This is a genomic window from Telluria sp. ZB4P36 (assembly GCF_059685865.1).
In genome coordinates, this window is the sequence record NZ_JCASIE010000006.1 from 221095 (window position 1) to 234946 (window position 13852).

23 protein-coding genes are annotated in these 13852 nt (G+C 60.4%); all 23 read left to right on the plus strand.

Going from position 1 to position 13852, the window contains the following annotated elements:
- The first annotated feature begins 2 nt into the window (after positions 1-2).
- The 23 genes from rplP to AC56LK_RS11495 all read left to right on the plus strand — a co-directional run bounded on the left by rplP (position 3) and on the right by AC56LK_RS11495 (position 13708).
- Positions 3-422 (plus strand): 50S ribosomal protein L16, encoded by a 420-nt coding sequence (rplP, locus tag AC56LK_RS11385; RefSeq protein WP_005663456.1) that lies wholly within the window; start codon positions 3-5, stop codon positions 420-422.
- 12 nt (positions 423-434) lie between these two features.
- A complete protein-coding gene (rpmC, locus tag AC56LK_RS11390; RefSeq protein WP_027867254.1) occupies positions 435-626 on the plus strand; it encodes a 50S ribosomal protein L29 in 192 nt (63 codons plus the stop codon).
- Positions 623-895 carry a 30S ribosomal protein S17 gene (gene rpsQ / locus AC56LK_RS11395; protein WP_036246286.1) on the plus strand — a complete coding sequence of 91 codons (273 nt, stop codon included), beginning with the start codon at positions 623-625 and terminating at the stop codon, positions 893-895. The genes rpmC and rpsQ overlap by 4 nt, the downstream gene beginning before the upstream one ends.
- Before the next feature lie 227 nt (positions 896-1122).
- Positions 1123-1491, plus strand: a complete 369-nt coding sequence (rplN, locus tag AC56LK_RS11400; protein WP_005663451.1) for a 50S ribosomal protein L14 — start codon at positions 1123-1125, stop codon at positions 1489-1491.
- Between the two features lie 9 nt (positions 1492-1500).
- Positions 1501-1815: a 50S ribosomal protein L24 gene (gene rplX, locus AC56LK_RS11405; protein WP_027867252.1), complete on the plus strand. Its 315-nt coding sequence runs from the start codon at positions 1501-1503 to the stop codon at positions 1813-1815.
- A 5-nt stretch (positions 1816-1820) separates the two neighbouring features.
- A complete protein-coding gene (rplE, locus tag AC56LK_RS11410) occupies positions 1821-2360 on the plus strand; it encodes a 50S ribosomal protein L5 (RefSeq protein WP_224946781.1) in 540 nt (179 codons plus the stop codon).
- 4 nt (positions 2361-2364) lie between these two features.
- Positions 2365-2670, plus strand: coding sequence for a 30S ribosomal protein S14 (rpsN, locus tag AC56LK_RS11415; protein ID WP_436107908.1), 306 nt, complete (start codon positions 2365-2367; stop codon positions 2668-2670).
- Between the two features lie 14 nt (positions 2671-2684).
- Positions 2685-3080, plus strand: a complete 396-nt coding sequence (rpsH, locus tag AC56LK_RS11420; protein ID WP_436107907.1) for a 30S ribosomal protein S8 — start codon at positions 2685-2687, stop codon at positions 3078-3080.
- 9 nt (positions 3081-3089) lie between these two features.
- Positions 3090-3623 (plus strand): 50S ribosomal protein L6, encoded by a 534-nt coding sequence (gene rplF / locus AC56LK_RS11425; protein ID WP_436107906.1) that lies wholly within the window; start codon positions 3090-3092, stop codon positions 3621-3623.
- 11 nt (positions 3624-3634) lie between these two features.
- Positions 3635-3997 (plus strand): 50S ribosomal protein L18, encoded by a 363-nt coding sequence (gene rplR, locus AC56LK_RS11430; protein WP_005663438.1) that lies wholly within the window; start codon positions 3635-3637, stop codon positions 3995-3997.
- Positions 3998-4009: 12 nt separating this feature from the next.
- Positions 4010-4528 (plus strand): 30S ribosomal protein S5, encoded by a 519-nt coding sequence (rpsE, locus tag AC56LK_RS11435; protein WP_436107905.1) that lies wholly within the window; start codon positions 4010-4012, stop codon positions 4526-4528.
- Between the two features lie 11 nt (positions 4529-4539).
- Positions 4540-4719, plus strand: coding sequence for a 50S ribosomal protein L30 (gene rpmD, locus AC56LK_RS11440; protein ID WP_036246278.1), 180 nt, complete (start codon positions 4540-4542; stop codon positions 4717-4719).
- Between the two features lie 26 nt (positions 4720-4745).
- Positions 4746-5177, plus strand: coding sequence for a 50S ribosomal protein L15 (rplO, locus tag AC56LK_RS11445; protein WP_497184639.1), 432 nt, complete (start codon positions 4746-4748; stop codon positions 5175-5177).
- A gap of 28 nt (positions 5178-5205) precedes the next feature.
- Positions 5206-6540, plus strand: a complete 1335-nt coding sequence (gene secY / locus AC56LK_RS11450; RefSeq protein ID WP_497184640.1) for a preprotein translocase subunit SecY — start codon at positions 5206-5208, stop codon at positions 6538-6540.
- A gap of 20 nt (positions 6541-6560) precedes the next feature.
- Complete coding sequence (gene infA, locus AC56LK_RS11455; RefSeq protein ID WP_005663428.1) at positions 6561-6779, plus strand: translation initiation factor IF-1; 219 nt, start codon at positions 6561-6563, stop codon at positions 6777-6779.
- Between the two features lie 36 nt (positions 6780-6815).
- Positions 6816-6929 carry a 50S ribosomal protein L36 gene (gene rpmJ, locus AC56LK_RS11460; RefSeq protein WP_005663407.1) on the plus strand — a complete coding sequence of 38 codons (114 nt, stop codon included), beginning with the start codon at positions 6816-6818 and terminating at the stop codon, positions 6927-6929.
- Between the two features lie 12 nt (positions 6930-6941).
- Positions 6942-7307 carry a 30S ribosomal protein S13 gene (rpsM, locus tag AC56LK_RS11465; protein ID WP_056337616.1) on the plus strand — a complete coding sequence of 122 codons (366 nt, stop codon included), beginning with the start codon at positions 6942-6944 and terminating at the stop codon, positions 7305-7307.
- Positions 7308-7321: 14 nt separating this feature from the next.
- Positions 7322-7726, plus strand: a complete 405-nt coding sequence (gene rpsK / locus AC56LK_RS11470; protein WP_005663404.1) for a 30S ribosomal protein S11 — start codon at positions 7322-7324, stop codon at positions 7724-7726.
- Between the two features lie 268 nt (positions 7727-7994).
- On the plus strand, positions 7995-8618 hold the full coding sequence (gene rpsD / locus AC56LK_RS11475) for a 30S ribosomal protein S4 (RefSeq protein ID WP_436107902.1): 624 nt from the start codon (positions 7995-7997) through the stop codon (positions 8616-8618).
- Positions 8619-8885: 267 nt separating this feature from the next.
- Entirely contained in the window at positions 8886-9863 is a 978-nt protein-coding gene (locus AC56LK_RS11480) for a DNA-directed RNA polymerase subunit alpha (RefSeq protein ID WP_005663401.1), read from the plus strand.
- A 119-nt stretch (positions 9864-9982) separates the two neighbouring features.
- The gene (gene rplQ, locus AC56LK_RS11485) at positions 9983-10378 is read left to right on the plus strand and encodes a 50S ribosomal protein L17 (protein WP_005663400.1); all 396 of its coding nucleotides are present in this window, start codon (positions 9983-9985) and stop codon (positions 10376-10378) included.
- A 99-nt stretch (positions 10379-10477) separates the two neighbouring features.
- Complete coding sequence (dsbD, locus tag AC56LK_RS11490) at positions 10478-12271, plus strand: protein-disulfide reductase DsbD (RefSeq protein WP_497184641.1); 1794 nt, start codon at positions 10478-10480, stop codon at positions 12269-12271.
- A gap of 135 nt (positions 12272-12406) precedes the next feature.
- Positions 12407-13708: an ATP-binding protein gene (locus AC56LK_RS11495; protein ID WP_497184648.1), complete on the plus strand. Its 1302-nt coding sequence runs from the start codon at positions 12407-12409 to the stop codon at positions 13706-13708.
- Positions 13709-13852 lie beyond the last annotated feature (144 nt).

Sequence of the window (13852 nt, forward strand, 5' to 3'; positions counted from 1 at the left end):
GCATGCTGCAACCATCGCGCAGGAAGTATCGTAAAGAGCAGAAAGGCCGTAACACCGGCATTTCGCACACCCGCGGCACCGCGGTCTCGTTCGGCGAGTTCGGCCTGAAGGCAGTTGCCCGTGGCCGTATCACCGCACGCCAGATCGAAGCGGCACGTCGCGCCATGACCCGTCACATCAAGCGTGGCGGCCGTATCTGGATCCGTATCTTCCCGGACAAGCCGATTTCGAACAAGCCGGCCGAAGTCCGTATGGGTAACGGCAAGGGTAACCCGGAGTACTACGTCGCTGAAATCCAGCCAGGCAAAGTCCTGTACGAGATGGATGGCGTCGCAGAAGAACTGGCGCGCGAAGCGTTCCGCCTGGCCGCTGCCAAACTGCCGCTGGCGACCACTTTCGTGGTCCGTCAAGTCGGCCAATAACAGGAGTTGAATATGAAAGCATCGGAACTCCGCGGCAAGGACCAGGAAGCGCTGCAAAAGGAGCTGAATGAGCTGCTGAAGGCCCAGTTCGGCCTGCGCATGCAAATCGCTACCCAGCAGCTGGGCAACACCGCGCAGCTCAAGAAAGTACGTCGCGACATCGCGCGTGTGAAGACTGTGATGAACTCGAAGGAAGCCAAATGAACGACACCACTAAAACGGCGCTGAAGCGTACGCTGGTCGGCAAAGTCGTGTCCGACAAGATGGACAAGACGGTGACCGTACTGATCGAGCGTCACGTGAAGCACCCGCTGTACGGCAAGATCATCGTGCGCTCGAACAAGTACCACGCGCACGACGAGACCAACCAGGTCAAAGCCGGTGACACGGTCGAGATCACGGAAGGTCGCCCGATCTCGAAGACGAAGGCCTGGACCGTGACCCGTGTTGTGCAACAAGCACAGGTCATCTAAGCCTTAAAATTTGTCTTGCGTGGCCCGCTGGTATCTGTGATACTAGCGGGCTTCGTTCATGTGTTGCCGCAGTTTGTCCCCCGCGGACGCCGCGGCCTGTAACGAATGGAAAGTCCATCACCCAAACGTATTGCTCCAGCAGGGGCGGTGCGGCGGGACCAAGACTGACCGCAGGCCCACGGTTCTCCGTGGGGTTTTCTACGGCTTAAGTTGGGAAAGAAAATACTATGATTCAAACCGAAAGCCGGCTCGAAGTGGCCGACAACACCGGTGCTAAGGAAGTTCTGTGCATCAAGGTGTTGGGCGGCTCGAAGCGCCGTTATGCGAGCATTGGCGACATCATCAAGGTCACCGTCAAGGTGGCTGCGCCTCGTGGTCGCGTCAAGAAGGGCGAAATTTACAACGCCGTGGTTGTGCGTACCGCTAAAGGTGTGCGCCGCCAGGACGGTTCCCTGGTCAAGTTCGATGGCAATGCCGCCGTCCTGCTGAACGCCAAGCTGGAGCCGATCGGCACCCGTATCTTCGGACCGGTCACGCGCGAACTGCGTACCGAGAAGTTCATGAAGATCGTGTCGCTGGCACCTGAAGTTCTGTAAGGAGTCGACATGGATAAGATTCGTAAAAACGACGAAGTCATCGTTTTGGCCGGTAAAGACAAGGGCAAGCGTGGCGTCGTTCAAAAGCGTGTAGACGCTGAACACGTCATCGTTGAAGGCGTCAACGTCGCTAAAAAAGCGACCAAGCCTAACCCGATGACCGGTGTTACTGGTGGTATCGTCGACAAGACTATGCCGATTCACGTGTCGAACGTCGCGCTGTTCAATGCTGCGACCGGCAAGGCAGATCGCGTTGGCTTCAAAGACCAGGACGGCAAAAAAGTCCGCGTCTTCAAGTCGAACGGCGAAGTAGTGAAGGGGTAAGATAAATGGCCCGTCTCCAACAAATTTACAAAGACAAAGTCGTCGCCGAGCTGACCGAGAAATTCGGTTACAAGTCGATCATGGAAGTCCCGCGCCTGACCAAGATCACCCTGAACATGGGTTTGTCGGAAGCAGTCGCTGACAAGAAGATCATCGAGCACGCAACTGGCGACCTGACCAAGATCGCCGGCCAGAAGCCGGTCGTTACCAAAGCTCGCAAGGCAATCGCAGGTTTCAAGATCCGCGAAGGCTACCCGATCGGTACGATGGTGACCCTGCGCGGTAACCGCATGTACGAATTCCTGGACCGCTTCATCACCGTGGCCCTGCCGCGCGTGCGTGACTTCCGTGGTGTCAACGGCAAATCTTTCGATGGCCGTGGCAACTACAACATCGGCGTCAAAGAGCAGATCATCTTCCCGGAAATCGATTACGACAAGATCGATGCGCTGCGTGGCATGAACATCTCGATCACCACGACCGCTAAGACCGACGAAGAAGCCAAAGCGCTGCTCGCCGCCTTCAAATTCCCGTTCAGGAACTAAGAGCATGGCAAAACTTGCACTGATTAACCGCGAACAGAAGCGTGCAGACCTGGTGGAGAAATTCGCCGCAAAGCGTGCAGCTCTGAAAGCGATCATCAACGACCAGTCGAAGTCGGAAGAAGAGCGTTACGAAGCACGCCTGAAACTGCAGGCACTGCCGCGCAACTCGGCCCCGACCCGTCAGCGTAACCGCTGCGCCATCACCGGCCGTCCACGTGGCACCTTCCGTAAATTCGGTCTGGCCCGTACCAAAGTCCGCGAGTTCGCCATGAAAGGCGAAATCCCGGGTATGACCAAAGCTAGCTGGTAATAGGAGAATAAGCAATGAGTATGAGCGATCCTATCGCCGATATGCTGACCCGCATTCGCAACGCACAAGTTGTCCAGAAAACCACGGTTGCAATGCCGTCGTCGAAAGTCAAGGTTGCCATTGCCAACGTCCTGAAGGACGAGGGTTACATTGAAGATTTCGCCGTGACCACCGAAGGTGGCAAGTCGGAACTGAAAATCGGTTTGAAGTATTACACCGGCCGTCCGGTCATCGAGCGCATCGAGCGCGTGTCCCGTCCTGGCCTGCGCGTCTACAAGGGCAAGAACGAAATCCCGTCGGTCATGAATGGCCTGGGCGTGGCAATCGTCTCGACCCCGCAAGGCGTCATGACTGACCGCAAGGCACGTGCTACCGGCGTCGGTGGCGAAGTGCTGTGCTACGTGGCTTAAGGAGTAAACATGTCTCGAGTAGCTAAGATGCCAATCGCCGTCCCGGCAGGTACCGATGTCGCGATCAACGCGTCGTCGATCACCGTCAAGGGCCCGCTCGGCACCCTGACCCAGCCGCTGAACGGCCTGGTCAAAGTGGAAAACAACAACGGCACGCTGACTTTCGACGTGGTGAACGATTCGCGTGAATCGAACGCCATGTCGGGTACCCTGCGCGCCCTGGTCAACAACATGGTTACCGGCGTCACCAAGGGCTTCGAGAAGAAGCTCAACCTGGTGGGCGTGGGCTACAAGGCAGCTGTGCAGGGCAACGCCCTGAACCTGTCGCTGGGCTTCTCGCACCCGGTGCTGCACGCGATGCCGGAAGGCATCACTGCAACCACCCCGACCCCGACCGAAATCCTGATCAAGGGTATCGATCGTCAAAAGGTCGGCCAAGTGGCTGCTGAAGTGCGCGCTTACCGCTCGCCTGAGCCTTACAAGGGCAAGGGTGTCCGTTATTCGGACGAAGTGGTGAAGCTTAAAGAAACCAAGAAGAAATAATCGGAGCTGACATGGACAAGAAACAATCGCGTCTGCGTCGCGGACGTCAAACCCGCATCAAGATCGCCCAGCTGGGCGTGAACCGTCTGTCGGTTCACCGCACCAACCTGCACATCTATGCGAACCTGATCAGCCCGGACGCAAAGGTGCTGGTGTCGGCCTCGACGCTGGAAGCAGAAGTCCGCGCTGAACTGGCTGGCAAGACTGGCGCCGGCGGCAACGCTGCCGCTGCTGCCCTGGTCGGCAAGCGCGTCGCTGAAAAAGCACTGAAAGCAGGAATCACCGAAGTTGCGTTCGACCGCTCGGGTTTCCGTTACCACGGCCGTGTGAAGGCGCTGGCGGAAGCCGCGCGTGAAGCCGGTCTGAAGTTCTAAGGAAGAATCGTCATGGCAAAAATGCAAGCAAAAATGCAAAGCGACAAGCCGGATGATGGCATGCGCGAGAAAATGATCGCGATCAACCGCGTCACCAAAGTGGTGAAGGGTGGTCGTATCATGGGTTTTGCAGCGCTGACCGTTGTCGGTGACGGCGATGGCCGCATCGGCATGGGCAAGGGCAAGTCGAAGGAAGTTCCAGTCGGCGTGCAAAAAGCGATGGAAGAAGCCCGCCGCAACCTGATCAAGGTGCCCCTCAAGAACGGTACGCTGCACCACATGGTGTCGGGCCGTCACGGCGCCTCGCGCGTCATGATGATGCCGGCCAAGCCTGGTACCGGCGTGATCGCTGGTGGCGCAATGCGCGCTATCTTCGAGGTGATGGGCGTGACCGACGTGGTCGCCAAGTCGACCGGTTCGTCGAACCCGTACAACCTGGTTCGCGCGACCCTCGACGGCCTGTCGAAAATGAGCACTGCATCCGACATCGCTGCCAAGCGCGGCAAGTCGGTTGAAGACATCCTGGGTTAAGGGGAACACACATGGCAAACACTGTCAAAGTCAAGCTCGTCAAGGGCCTGATCGGTACCCGTCAGGATCACCGTGCTACCGTCCGCGGTCTGGGTCTGCGTCGTGTCAACTCGGTTTCCGAGCTGCAGGACACCCCGTCCGTGCGTGGCATGATCAACAAAGTCGCGTACCTCGTTAAAGTTGTTTCGTAAGCCGCGGCTTACGTACGGAGAAATCAATGGAACTCAATACCATTCAACCAGCTGACGGCGCCAAGCACTACAAGCGCCGCGTCGGTCGCGGTATCGGCTCGGGCCTGGGCAAGACTGCCGGCCGCGGTCACAAGGGTCAGAAATCGCGTTCGGGCGGCTTCCACAAAGTCGGCTTCGAAGGCGGTCAGATGCCTCTGCAGCGTCGTCTGCCGAAGCGCGGCTTCAAGTCGCTGAACGCAACGTTCAAGGCTGAAGTCCGTCTGTCGGACCTGAACAACCTGGCTGTCGGCGAAATCGACATCCTGGTGCTCAAAGCAGCAGGCATCCTGCCGGTGGTGGCACGCGACGTGCGCGTCATCCTGTCGGGCGAGATCACCAAAGCGGTGACCCTCAAGGGCCTGAAGGCAACTGCCGGCGCGAAAGCGGCGATCGAAGCAGCTGGCGGTTCGGTCGCTTAATTGCGGCCCTGCCTGATCGGAGCAAAAATTGGCGACTAATTCACAACTTGGTAAAAGCGCCGCTTCCGGCTTCCCCTGGGGTCGGCTGTGGTTTTTGCTTGGCGCATTGGTCGTGTACCGCATCGGTGCTCACATCCCGGTCCCCGGGATTGACCCGGTGCAGCTGGCAGCGCTGTTCAAGCAGAACGAAGGCGGCATCCTGGGCATGTTCAACATGTTCTCGGGTGGCGCCCTGTCCCGCTTTACCGTGTTCGCCCTCGGCATCATGCCTTACATTTCGGCTTCGATCATCATGCAGCTTGCATCGATCGTCTCGCCGCAACTCGAGGCGCTGAAGAAAGAGGGCGAGGCCGGCCGCCGCAAGATCACCCAGTACACCCGTTACTTCACGGTGGCACTGGCTCTGTTCCAGGCGTTCGGCATCGCGGTCGCGCTCGAAGCGCAGCCTGGCCTCGTGCTCGATCCGGGCATGGGCTTCCGCTTCGTCACGGTGACGACGCTCCTGACCGGCACCATGTTCCTCATGTGGCTGGGCGAGCAGATTACCGAGCGTGGTCTTGGCAACGGTATTTCGATCATCATTTTTGCCGGTATCGCAGCAGGTCTGCCGTCGGCCCTGGGTGGCCTGTTCACCCTGGTTTCGAACGGTTCGATCAGCAGCATCGCCGCGATCATCATCGTTGCACTGGTGGTGCTCGTGACGTATGCCGTCGTGTTCGTGGAACGCGGGCAGCGCAAGATCCTGGTGAATTACGCTAAACGTCAAGTCGGCAACAAGATCTACGGTGGCCAAACCAGCCACCTGCCCTTGAAGCTGAACATGGCCGGCGTGATCCCACCGATCTTCGCCTCGTCGATCATCCTGTTCCCGGCGACGATCGTCGACTGGTACACGCGAGGCAAGGACGCCAGTGGCCCGTTCATCGGCTTCCTGAAAGACCTGGCCGCTTCGCTGACTACCGGTGAGCCGATCCACGCGTTGCTGTATGCGGTGGCGATTGTGTTCTTCTGCTTCTTCTATACCGCGCTGGTATTCAACAGCAAGGAAACGGCGGACAACTTGAAGAAGAGCGGCGCGTTTGTTCCGGGCATCCGTCCGGGCGAGCAGACCGCACGCTACATCGACAAGATCCTGATGCGCCTGACCCTGGCCGGTGCAGTCTATATCACCCTGGTGTGCCTGGTGCCGGAGTTCATGACCTCGCAGTGGAAAGTTCCTTTCTACTTCGGTGGCACGTCGCTTCTGATCGTTGTAGTGGTGACGATGGACTTCATGGCACAAGTGCAGAACTACGTCATGTCGCAGCAATATGAATCACTGTTGCGGAAGGCGAATTTCAAGGGCGGAATTCCGTCGCGATAAGCGAGGAAGGCATAGACCGAATGGCAAAAGACGACGTCATCCAAATGCAAGGGGAGATTCTCGAGAATCTCCCGAACGCAACATTTCGCGTGAAGCTGGAAAACGGGCACGTGGTACTGGGGCATATCTCGGGTAAAATGCGCATGAATTACATCCGCATTCTCCCGGGTGACAAGGTGACGGTGGAGTTGACTCCGTACGACCTGTCCCGGGCTCGCATTGTGTTCCGCACCAAGTAAAAATCATTAAAGTAAACGAACCGAAGAGAGTGCAAAATGAAAGTTAACGCTTCAGTCAAGCGGATCTGCCGCAACTGCAAGATCATCAAGCGCAAGGGCGTGGTCCGTGTGATCTGCGTCGAGCCGCGTCACAAGCAGCGTCAAGGTTAAGAGGAATAACGAATGGCACGTATTGCAGGGGTTAACATCCCAAATCATCAGCACACTGTTATCGGCCTGACGGCGATCTACGGTGTTGGCCGTCCACGTTCGCAGAAGATCTGCGACGCAACCGGTATCGCGACCAACAAGAAGGTCAAGGACCTGGACGACAACGAACTCGAGAAGCTGCGTGACGAAGTCGCGAAGTTTGTCGTGGAAGGCGACCTGCGCCGCGAACTGTCCATGAACATCAAGCGTCTGATGGACCTGGGCTGCTACCGCGGCATGCGTCACCGTAAGGGCCTGCCAGTGCGCGGTCAGCGTACCCGTACCAATGCACGTACCCGCAAGGGCCCGCGCAAGGCCGCACAATCGCTGAAGAAATAATCTAGGAACCGACCATGGCCAAGCAACAGAGCAGCGCAGCAGCAGCCCGCGTGCGCAAGAAAGTCAAGAAGAACGTCGCCGAGGGCATCGCCCACGTCCACGCGTCCTTCAACAACACCATCATCACGATCACCGACCGTCAGGGCAATGCTCTGTCGTGGGCAACCTCGGGCGGCGCAGGCTTCAAGGGTTCGCGCAAATCGACCCCGTTCGCAGCGCAGGTTGCTGCCGAAGCCGCCGGCAAGGTCGCTCAGGAATCGGGCGTGAAGAACCTGGAAGTGCGCATCAAGGGCCCAGGCCCAGGCCGTGAATCGGCTGTGCGCGCACTGAACAACCTGGGCATCAAGATCACCGAGATCCAGGACGTTACCCCGGTTCCGCACAACGGCTGCCGTCCGCCGAAGCGTCGTCGTATCTAATACGGCAGCGCTGACGCTGAGGTAGGGCGGTTTTCGGACCACCCTGCGTCGCGAAAAGCCAACGACGGGGCCTTGCGCCCCGTTGTGTTTTACAAGATTGGCCGGTGCAGTGCCCTGAATTGGGTTATACTGCCCGGCTCTTGTCGTCTGCCGTATTCACGGCGGGCGGTTTTTTAAGCCACGTCCGTCGCCACGCAGCGGCGGACTAGCGCCTGCCGCATCGCTTGCGATGCCTCTGGGGCGTGATTCATTTTAAAAGGTATTCAACGTGGCACGTTATATCGGACCAAAAGCAAAACTGTCGCGCCGTGAAGGCACCGACCTGTTCCTGAAGAGCGCACGCCGCTCGCTCGACTCGAAGTGCAAACTGGACGTCAAGCCAGGCCAGCACGGCGTCAAGTCGGGTGCCCGCACCTCGGACTACGGCAACCAGCTGCGTGAAAAGCAGAAGGTCAAGCGCATGTACGGCGTCCTCGAGCGTCAGTTCCGCCGCTACTTCGCAGAAGCATCGCGCAAGAAGGGCAACACCGGCGAAACCCTGCTGAAGCTGCTGGAAGCCCGTCTCGACAACGTCGCTTACCGCATGGGCTTCGGCTCGACCCGCGCTGAAGCGCGCCAGCTGGTGAGCCACAAGGCCTTCACCGTGAACGGCAACGTCGTGAACATCGCTTCGTACCAGGTCAAGACCGGCGACGTGATCGCTGTGCGCGAAAAGGCCAAGAAGCAAGTGCGTATCCAGGAAGCCCTGTCGCTGGCTGAACAAGTCGGCATGCCGAGCTGGGTGTCGGTCGACAGCAAGAAGATGGAAGGCACCTTCCGTTCGTTCCCGGAACGTAACGAGATCGCTGCTGACGTCAACGAAGCGCTGATCGTCGAACTGTACTCGCGTTAATCGATTTTTTGGGCGACGTGAGTCGTTCAAAAGTCACCCCGGCGCAGGCCGGAAGAATGCCATTGGCATTCTTCCGGCCTGCGCCGGAACGACGTGGTGGTGTGCGAGCGCAGCAAGCAAGGCTTGGCCTCGCGACGAACTCAAGTGTCCTCCACCTCCGTCGTTCATCAAATTCGTTTCACCGCCTGCTCGTCGAGCAGGCGCTTTATCTTTAATGCCATCAGCCTTATCGGTGTAACGAGCCGAGGGTATTGAAAAGGACATTTCATGCAAAACAGTCTGTTGAAACCACGTATCATCGATGTCGAAGCACTCGGCGCCGGCCACGCAAAAGTCGTGATGGAGCCGTTCGAGCGTGGTTATGGTCACACCCTGGGCAATGCGCTGCGTCGCGTGCTGCTGTCGTCGATGGTCGGCTACGCGCCGACCGAAGTGACGATCGCCGGTGTCGTGCACGAGTACTCGTCGCTGGACGGCGTCCAGGAAGACGTCGTCGACCTGCTGCTGAACCTGAAGGGCGTGGTCTTCAAAGTCCACAACCGTGACTCCGTCACCCTGACCCTGAAGAAGGAAGGCGAAGGCGCCGTGCTGGCTTCGGACATCGACCTGCCGCATGACGTGGAACTGATCAATCCGGATCACGTGATCGCTCACCTGACCGCCGGCGGCAAGCTGGACATGCAGATCAAGGTCGAGAAGGGCCGCGGCTACGTTCCTGGTAACGTGCGCCGCCTGTCGGAAGACACCAACAAGACCATCGGCCGCATCATCCTGGACGCTTCGTTCTCGCCGGTGCGCCGCGTGTCCTACGCCGTGGAATCGGCCCGTGTCGAACAGCGTACCGACCTGGACAAGCTGATCATCAACATCGAAACCAACGGCGTCATCACCCCGGAAGAAGCGATCCGCCAGTCGGCACGCGTCCTGGTGGACCAGCTGAACGTGTTCGCTGCCCTGGAAGGCACCGAAGCCGCCGCCGAAGCACCGTCGCGTGCTCCGCTGGTCGATCCGATCCTGCTGCGTCCGGTGGACGACCTGGAACTGACCGTCCGCTCGGCAAACTGCCTGAAGGCCGAAAACATCTACTACATCGGCGACCTGATCCAGCGTTCGGAAAACGAACTGCTGAAGACGCCGAACCTGGGTCGCAAGTCGCTCAACGAAATCAAGGAAGTCCTTGCTTCGCGCGGCCTGACCCTGGGTATGAAACTCGAAAACTGGCCGCCGGCTGGTCTCGAAAAGTAATTGCTGTACCTGCCCGGACAATGTTGTCCGGGCAGTTTTAAACCCCTAGAACCGGTCCGCGGACATGCGCAAGCATGGACGATCGAAGAACTGGAATTAAACACTCGAAAGGAAGTACCATGCGTCACCGTCACGGCCTCCGTAAGCTGAACCGTACCTCGTCCCACCGCCTGGCAATGCTGCGCAACATGACCGTCTCGCTGCTGCGTCATGAAGCCATCAAGACCACCGTGCCGAAAGCCAAGGAACTGCGTCGCGTCATCGAACCGATCCTGACCCTGGGCAAGACCGACACCCTGGCCAACAAGCGCCTGGCATTCGCTCGCCTGCGCGATCGCGAAATGGTGCAGAAGCTGTTCGCTGAACTCGGCCCACGTTACGCCAACCGTAACGGCGGCTACCTGCGCATCCTGAAAATGGGTTTCCGCGTGGGCGACAACGCGCCTATGGCCTACGTCGAACTGCTGGACCGTCCGGAAGTCACCTCGGCTGAAGAAGCACCGACCGCCGAGTAATCGCTTCCCGCGTCAAGAAAACCAGGCCTCGTGCCTGGTTTTTTTTCGCCTGCGAAAACGGTGTACCATGCCGGTGCGCTAAAACAACTCCCTGACACCATGTTCGATCCGCTCCACCGCATTGCCCGCTTTCGCCTTGCCTGCCTGTCACTGTTCTCGATCCTGATCGCAGGCGCCGGCAGCGCGCGCGCCGCGGACGACTTCCTCGATCCCGCGATCGCCTTCCGCTTCGATGCGCGCATGGCCGATCCGCAGACAGTCGAAGTGCGCTACCAGATCGCCGAGGGCTACTACATGTACCGCGAACGCTTCGCTTTCCGTGCGAATGGCATCAAGCTCGGACCGCCGCAGATCCCGCCGGGGAAGGTGAAGTACGACGAAACCTTCCAGAAGGATGTCGAGACCTACAAGGGTGAAGTGCTCATCCGCATCCCGGTCGAGGGCAGCGGGCCGTTCACGCTCACCGCGGGCAGCCAGGGCTGCGCCGACGCCGGCCTGTGCTATCCGCCGCAGGAGCACAGCGCCCGGCTGGCGGCCGGTGGCGGCTCCGCAGCGCCTGCCTTGCCGATCGGCGCCGACGCAGTCCGGATGTCGCCTGCGCCAGCCATGGAGACGGCCCCCGCGGCGCAGCCCTCCGAGATGGCCGGCATCGCCGGCATCCTGGAAGGCGGCCGCCTGCTGGCGATCGTCCCCGCCTTCGTCCTGCTCGGCCTGGGCCTTGCTTTCACGCCCTGCGTGCTGCCGATGGTGCCGATCCTGTCCTCGATCATCGTCGGCGAAGGCCGCCAGGCCGGCCGCTCGCGCGGCTTCATGCTGTCCGCGACCTACTCGCTCGGCATGGCCATCGTCTACACGGCCCTCGGCGTCGCCGCCGGCCTGGCCGGGGAGGGGCTGGCCGCGGCTCTCCAGAAACCCTGGGTGCTGGGCGCCTTCGCCCTGCTGATCGTCGCGATGGCGATGTCGATGTTCGGCTTCTACGAGCTGCAATTGCCGGCCGCGCTGCAGACCCGCCTCGCCAGCGCTTCCGGCCGCCAGTCGGGCGGCAAGCTGGCCGGCGTGTTCGCGATGGGGGCCATTTCGGCCCTGATCGTCGGTCCCTGCGTGGCCGCGCCGCTGGCCGGCGCCCTGGTCTACATCAGCCAGACCCGCGACGTGGTGATCGGTGGCGCGGCCCTGTTCGCGATGGCGGTCGGCATGAGCATCCCGCTGCTGCTGGTCGGCGTCTCGGCCGGCTCGCTGCTGCCGCGTGCCGGCGCCTGGATGGAATCGGTCAAGCGCCTGTTTGGCGTGTTGATGCTGGCGATGGCCCTGTGGCTGGTGTCGCCGGTGCTGCCGCCCCTGGTGCAGATGCTGGGCTGGGCCGCGCTGCTGCTCGGCTACGGCGTCTACCTGATGCGCCGGCACCGCCACTGGGCCTCGATGGCCGCCGGCGCGGCCTTCGCCGTGCTGGGGGCGGTGCAGCTGGTCGGCGCCGCGAGCGGCGGGCGCGACGCGCTGGCACCGCTGGCCCACCTGACCGGCGGGGCCCACCAGGGCCTGGTGTTCAAGCGCATCAAGAGCGTGGACGACCTCGACCGTGAGCTGGCCAACACCGGCGGCAAGACCGTCATGCTCGATTTCTATGCCGACTGGTGCGTGTCCTGCAAGGAGATGGAGAAGCTGACTTTCGTCGACCCGGCGGTGCAGGCGAAGCTCGCCAATACGCTCCTGCTGCAGGTCGACGTCACCGCCAACGATGCGCAGGACAAGGCGATGCTGAAGCGCTTCAAGCTGTTCGGGCCGCCCGGGATCATCCTGTTCGACAGGGAAGGGCAGGAAATCCCGGACAGCCGGGTGATCGGCTACCAGGACGCGCGCAAGTTCCTGGCGTCGCTGCAAAGACTCGACGGCTGAAGCTTGCGGCCTGTTGTAGCGACGCCATAGCGAACACCGCTAACTGTTTCGTTTAAGCAAAGAAAATGTCGATATGGGCATATTCGTCGGGATAATGGAGTCAGCCAATATCCCGTCGAGCTAGCCATGGAAACGATGTTTGAAGAATTCGAGTCTTTCGATTCGACCCCGCCACCGCGCCCGGTCGCGGAAACGTCGCCCCTGGTTCGCCTGCAATACCTGATCGACAACACCCCGGCGATTGTCTACAGTGCGGTCCCCACCGGCGACTTCAAGCTGACCTTCGTCAGCAAGAATGCCTACCGCGTGCTCGGCCACCGGCCCGAGGACATGCTGGCCGATCCGAACTTCTGGTTCGACCATATTCACCCCGAAGACGCACCGAATATATTCTCCAGCCTGGCCCAGCTGTTCGTCGAGGGCGAGCGGACCTATGAATACCGGTTTCGCTCTGCCAGCGGAGAGTACCTGTGGATGCACGACCAGCTGCGCCTGATCCGCGACGAGCATGGGACGCCCATCGAGGTGATCGGCTCGCTCAGCGACATCAGTGCGCGCAAGCACATGGAGCAGGAGCAGGAAGGCCTGATCGCACGCTTGCGCGAAGCGCACGAGCAGCTGCTCCAGTCCGAAAAGATGGCGTCCATCGGCCAGCTGGCCGCAGGCGTTGCCCACGAGATCAATAATCCCCTGGGCTTCGTCAACAGCAACATGGGCTCGCTGAAACGCTACCTCAACACGCTGCTGGCAGTGGTGGCGGCCCACGGCAGGGCGGTCAAGCAGGCGGCGCCGGGCAGCGTGCTGGAGGCGCGTTTCGAGGCCATCGCGCGCGAAACGGACCTGGCCTTCCTGAAGGACGATGTCGCCGACCTGGTGGCGGAGTCGCTCGACGGCCTGAAGCGGGTGCGCGAAATCGTCCAGGCGCTCAAGGATTTTTCGCACATGGGCGAGACCGACTGGCAGAGCGCCGACCTGCACGCCGGTATCGACAGCACATTGAATATCGTCGCCAACGAGATCAAGTACAAGGCGACGGTCGAGAAACGCTATGGCAGCCTGCCTTTCGTCACCTGCCTGCCTTCGCAACTGAACCAGGTCTTCATGAACCTGCTGGTCAATGCCGCCCACGCGATTCGCGAACGCGGCGTCATTACCATCAGCACCGGCGTCGATGGCGACTGGGTGTGGGTGGCCGTCAGCGACACCGGCTGCGGCATCCCGCAGCAGAACCTGAATCGCATCTTCGAGCCCTTCTTCACGACCAAGCCGGTGGGCAGCGGTACCGGGCTGGGCCTGTCGCTTTCGTATAGCACCGTCAGCAAGCACGGCGGACGCATCGACGTCGAGTCCGAGATCGATGCCGGCACCACGTTCACGGTTCGCCTGCCCATGCTTCCTCCCGCCAGTGTCGAGGGCACCCCCGCTGCCGGGGCCTGAGCGATAAAAAAAAGGACGCCCGCGGGCGTAATGCCGTTCAGTTAAGGTCCTTCTTCAGGACACGAACGGTGTAACGATGAGGTAGGGCCTTGACGGCCCGGTCGATTTTTCGGCCGGGCCGTTCTTCATTCAAGAGCATGACGA

Coding starts and splice junctions, on each gene's coding strand:
- rplO (WP_497184639.1), top strand. CDS start 4,746: ATGGAACTCAATACCATTCAACCAGCTGACGGCGCCAAGCACTACAAG.
- rplF (WP_436107906.1), top strand. CDS start 3,090: ATGTCTCGAGTAGCTAAGATGCCAATCGCCGTCCCGGCAGGTACCGAT.
- rpsK (WP_005663404.1), top strand. CDS start 7,322: ATGGCCAAGCAACAGAGCAGCGCAGCAGCAGCCCGCGTGCGCAAGAAA.
- rplE (WP_224946781.1), top strand. CDS start 1,821: ATGGCCCGTCTCCAACAAATTTACAAAGACAAAGTCGTCGCCGAGCTG.
- rpsE (WP_436107905.1), top strand. CDS start 4,010: ATGGCAAAAATGCAAGCAAAAATGCAAAGCGACAAGCCGGATGATGGC.
- rplN (WP_005663451.1), top strand. CDS start 1,123: ATGATTCAAACCGAAAGCCGGCTCGAAGTGGCCGACAACACCGGTGCT.
- rpmJ (WP_005663407.1), top strand. CDS start 6,816: ATGAAAGTTAACGCTTCAGTCAAGCGGATCTGCCGCAACTGCAAGATC.
- AC56LK_RS11495 (WP_497184648.1), top strand. CDS start 12,407: ATGTTTGAAGAATTCGAGTCTTTCGATTCGACCCCGCCACCGCGCCCG.
- infA (WP_005663428.1), top strand. CDS start 6,561: ATGGCAAAAGACGACGTCATCCAAATGCAAGGGGAGATTCTCGAGAAT.
- rpmD (WP_036246278.1), top strand. CDS start 4,540: ATGGCAAACACTGTCAAAGTCAAGCTCGTCAAGGGCCTGATCGGTACC.
- rplR (WP_005663438.1), top strand. CDS start 3,635: ATGGACAAGAAACAATCGCGTCTGCGTCGCGGACGTCAAACCCGCATC.
- rplQ (WP_005663400.1), top strand. CDS start 9,983: ATGCGTCACCGTCACGGCCTCCGTAAGCTGAACCGTACCTCGTCCCAC.
- rplP (WP_005663456.1), top strand. CDS start 3: ATGCTGCAACCATCGCGCAGGAAGTATCGTAAAGAGCAGAAAGGCCGT.
- rpsH (WP_436107907.1), top strand. CDS start 2,685: ATGAGTATGAGCGATCCTATCGCCGATATGCTGACCCGCATTCGCAAC.
- dsbD (WP_497184641.1), top strand. CDS start 10,478: ATGTTCGATCCGCTCCACCGCATTGCCCGCTTTCGCCTTGCCTGCCTG.
- rpmC (WP_027867254.1), top strand. CDS start 435: ATGAAAGCATCGGAACTCCGCGGCAAGGACCAGGAAGCGCTGCAAAAG.
- rpsM (WP_056337616.1), top strand. CDS start 6,942: ATGGCACGTATTGCAGGGGTTAACATCCCAAATCATCAGCACACTGTT.
- rpsQ (WP_036246286.1), top strand. CDS start 623: ATGAACGACACCACTAAAACGGCGCTGAAGCGTACGCTGGTCGGCAAA.
- AC56LK_RS11480 (WP_005663401.1), top strand. CDS start 8,886: ATGCAAAACAGTCTGTTGAAACCACGTATCATCGATGTCGAAGCACTC.
- rpsN (WP_436107908.1), top strand. CDS start 2,365: ATGGCAAAACTTGCACTGATTAACCGCGAACAGAAGCGTGCAGACCTG.
- rplX (WP_027867252.1), top strand. CDS start 1,501: ATGGATAAGATTCGTAAAAACGACGAAGTCATCGTTTTGGCCGGTAAA.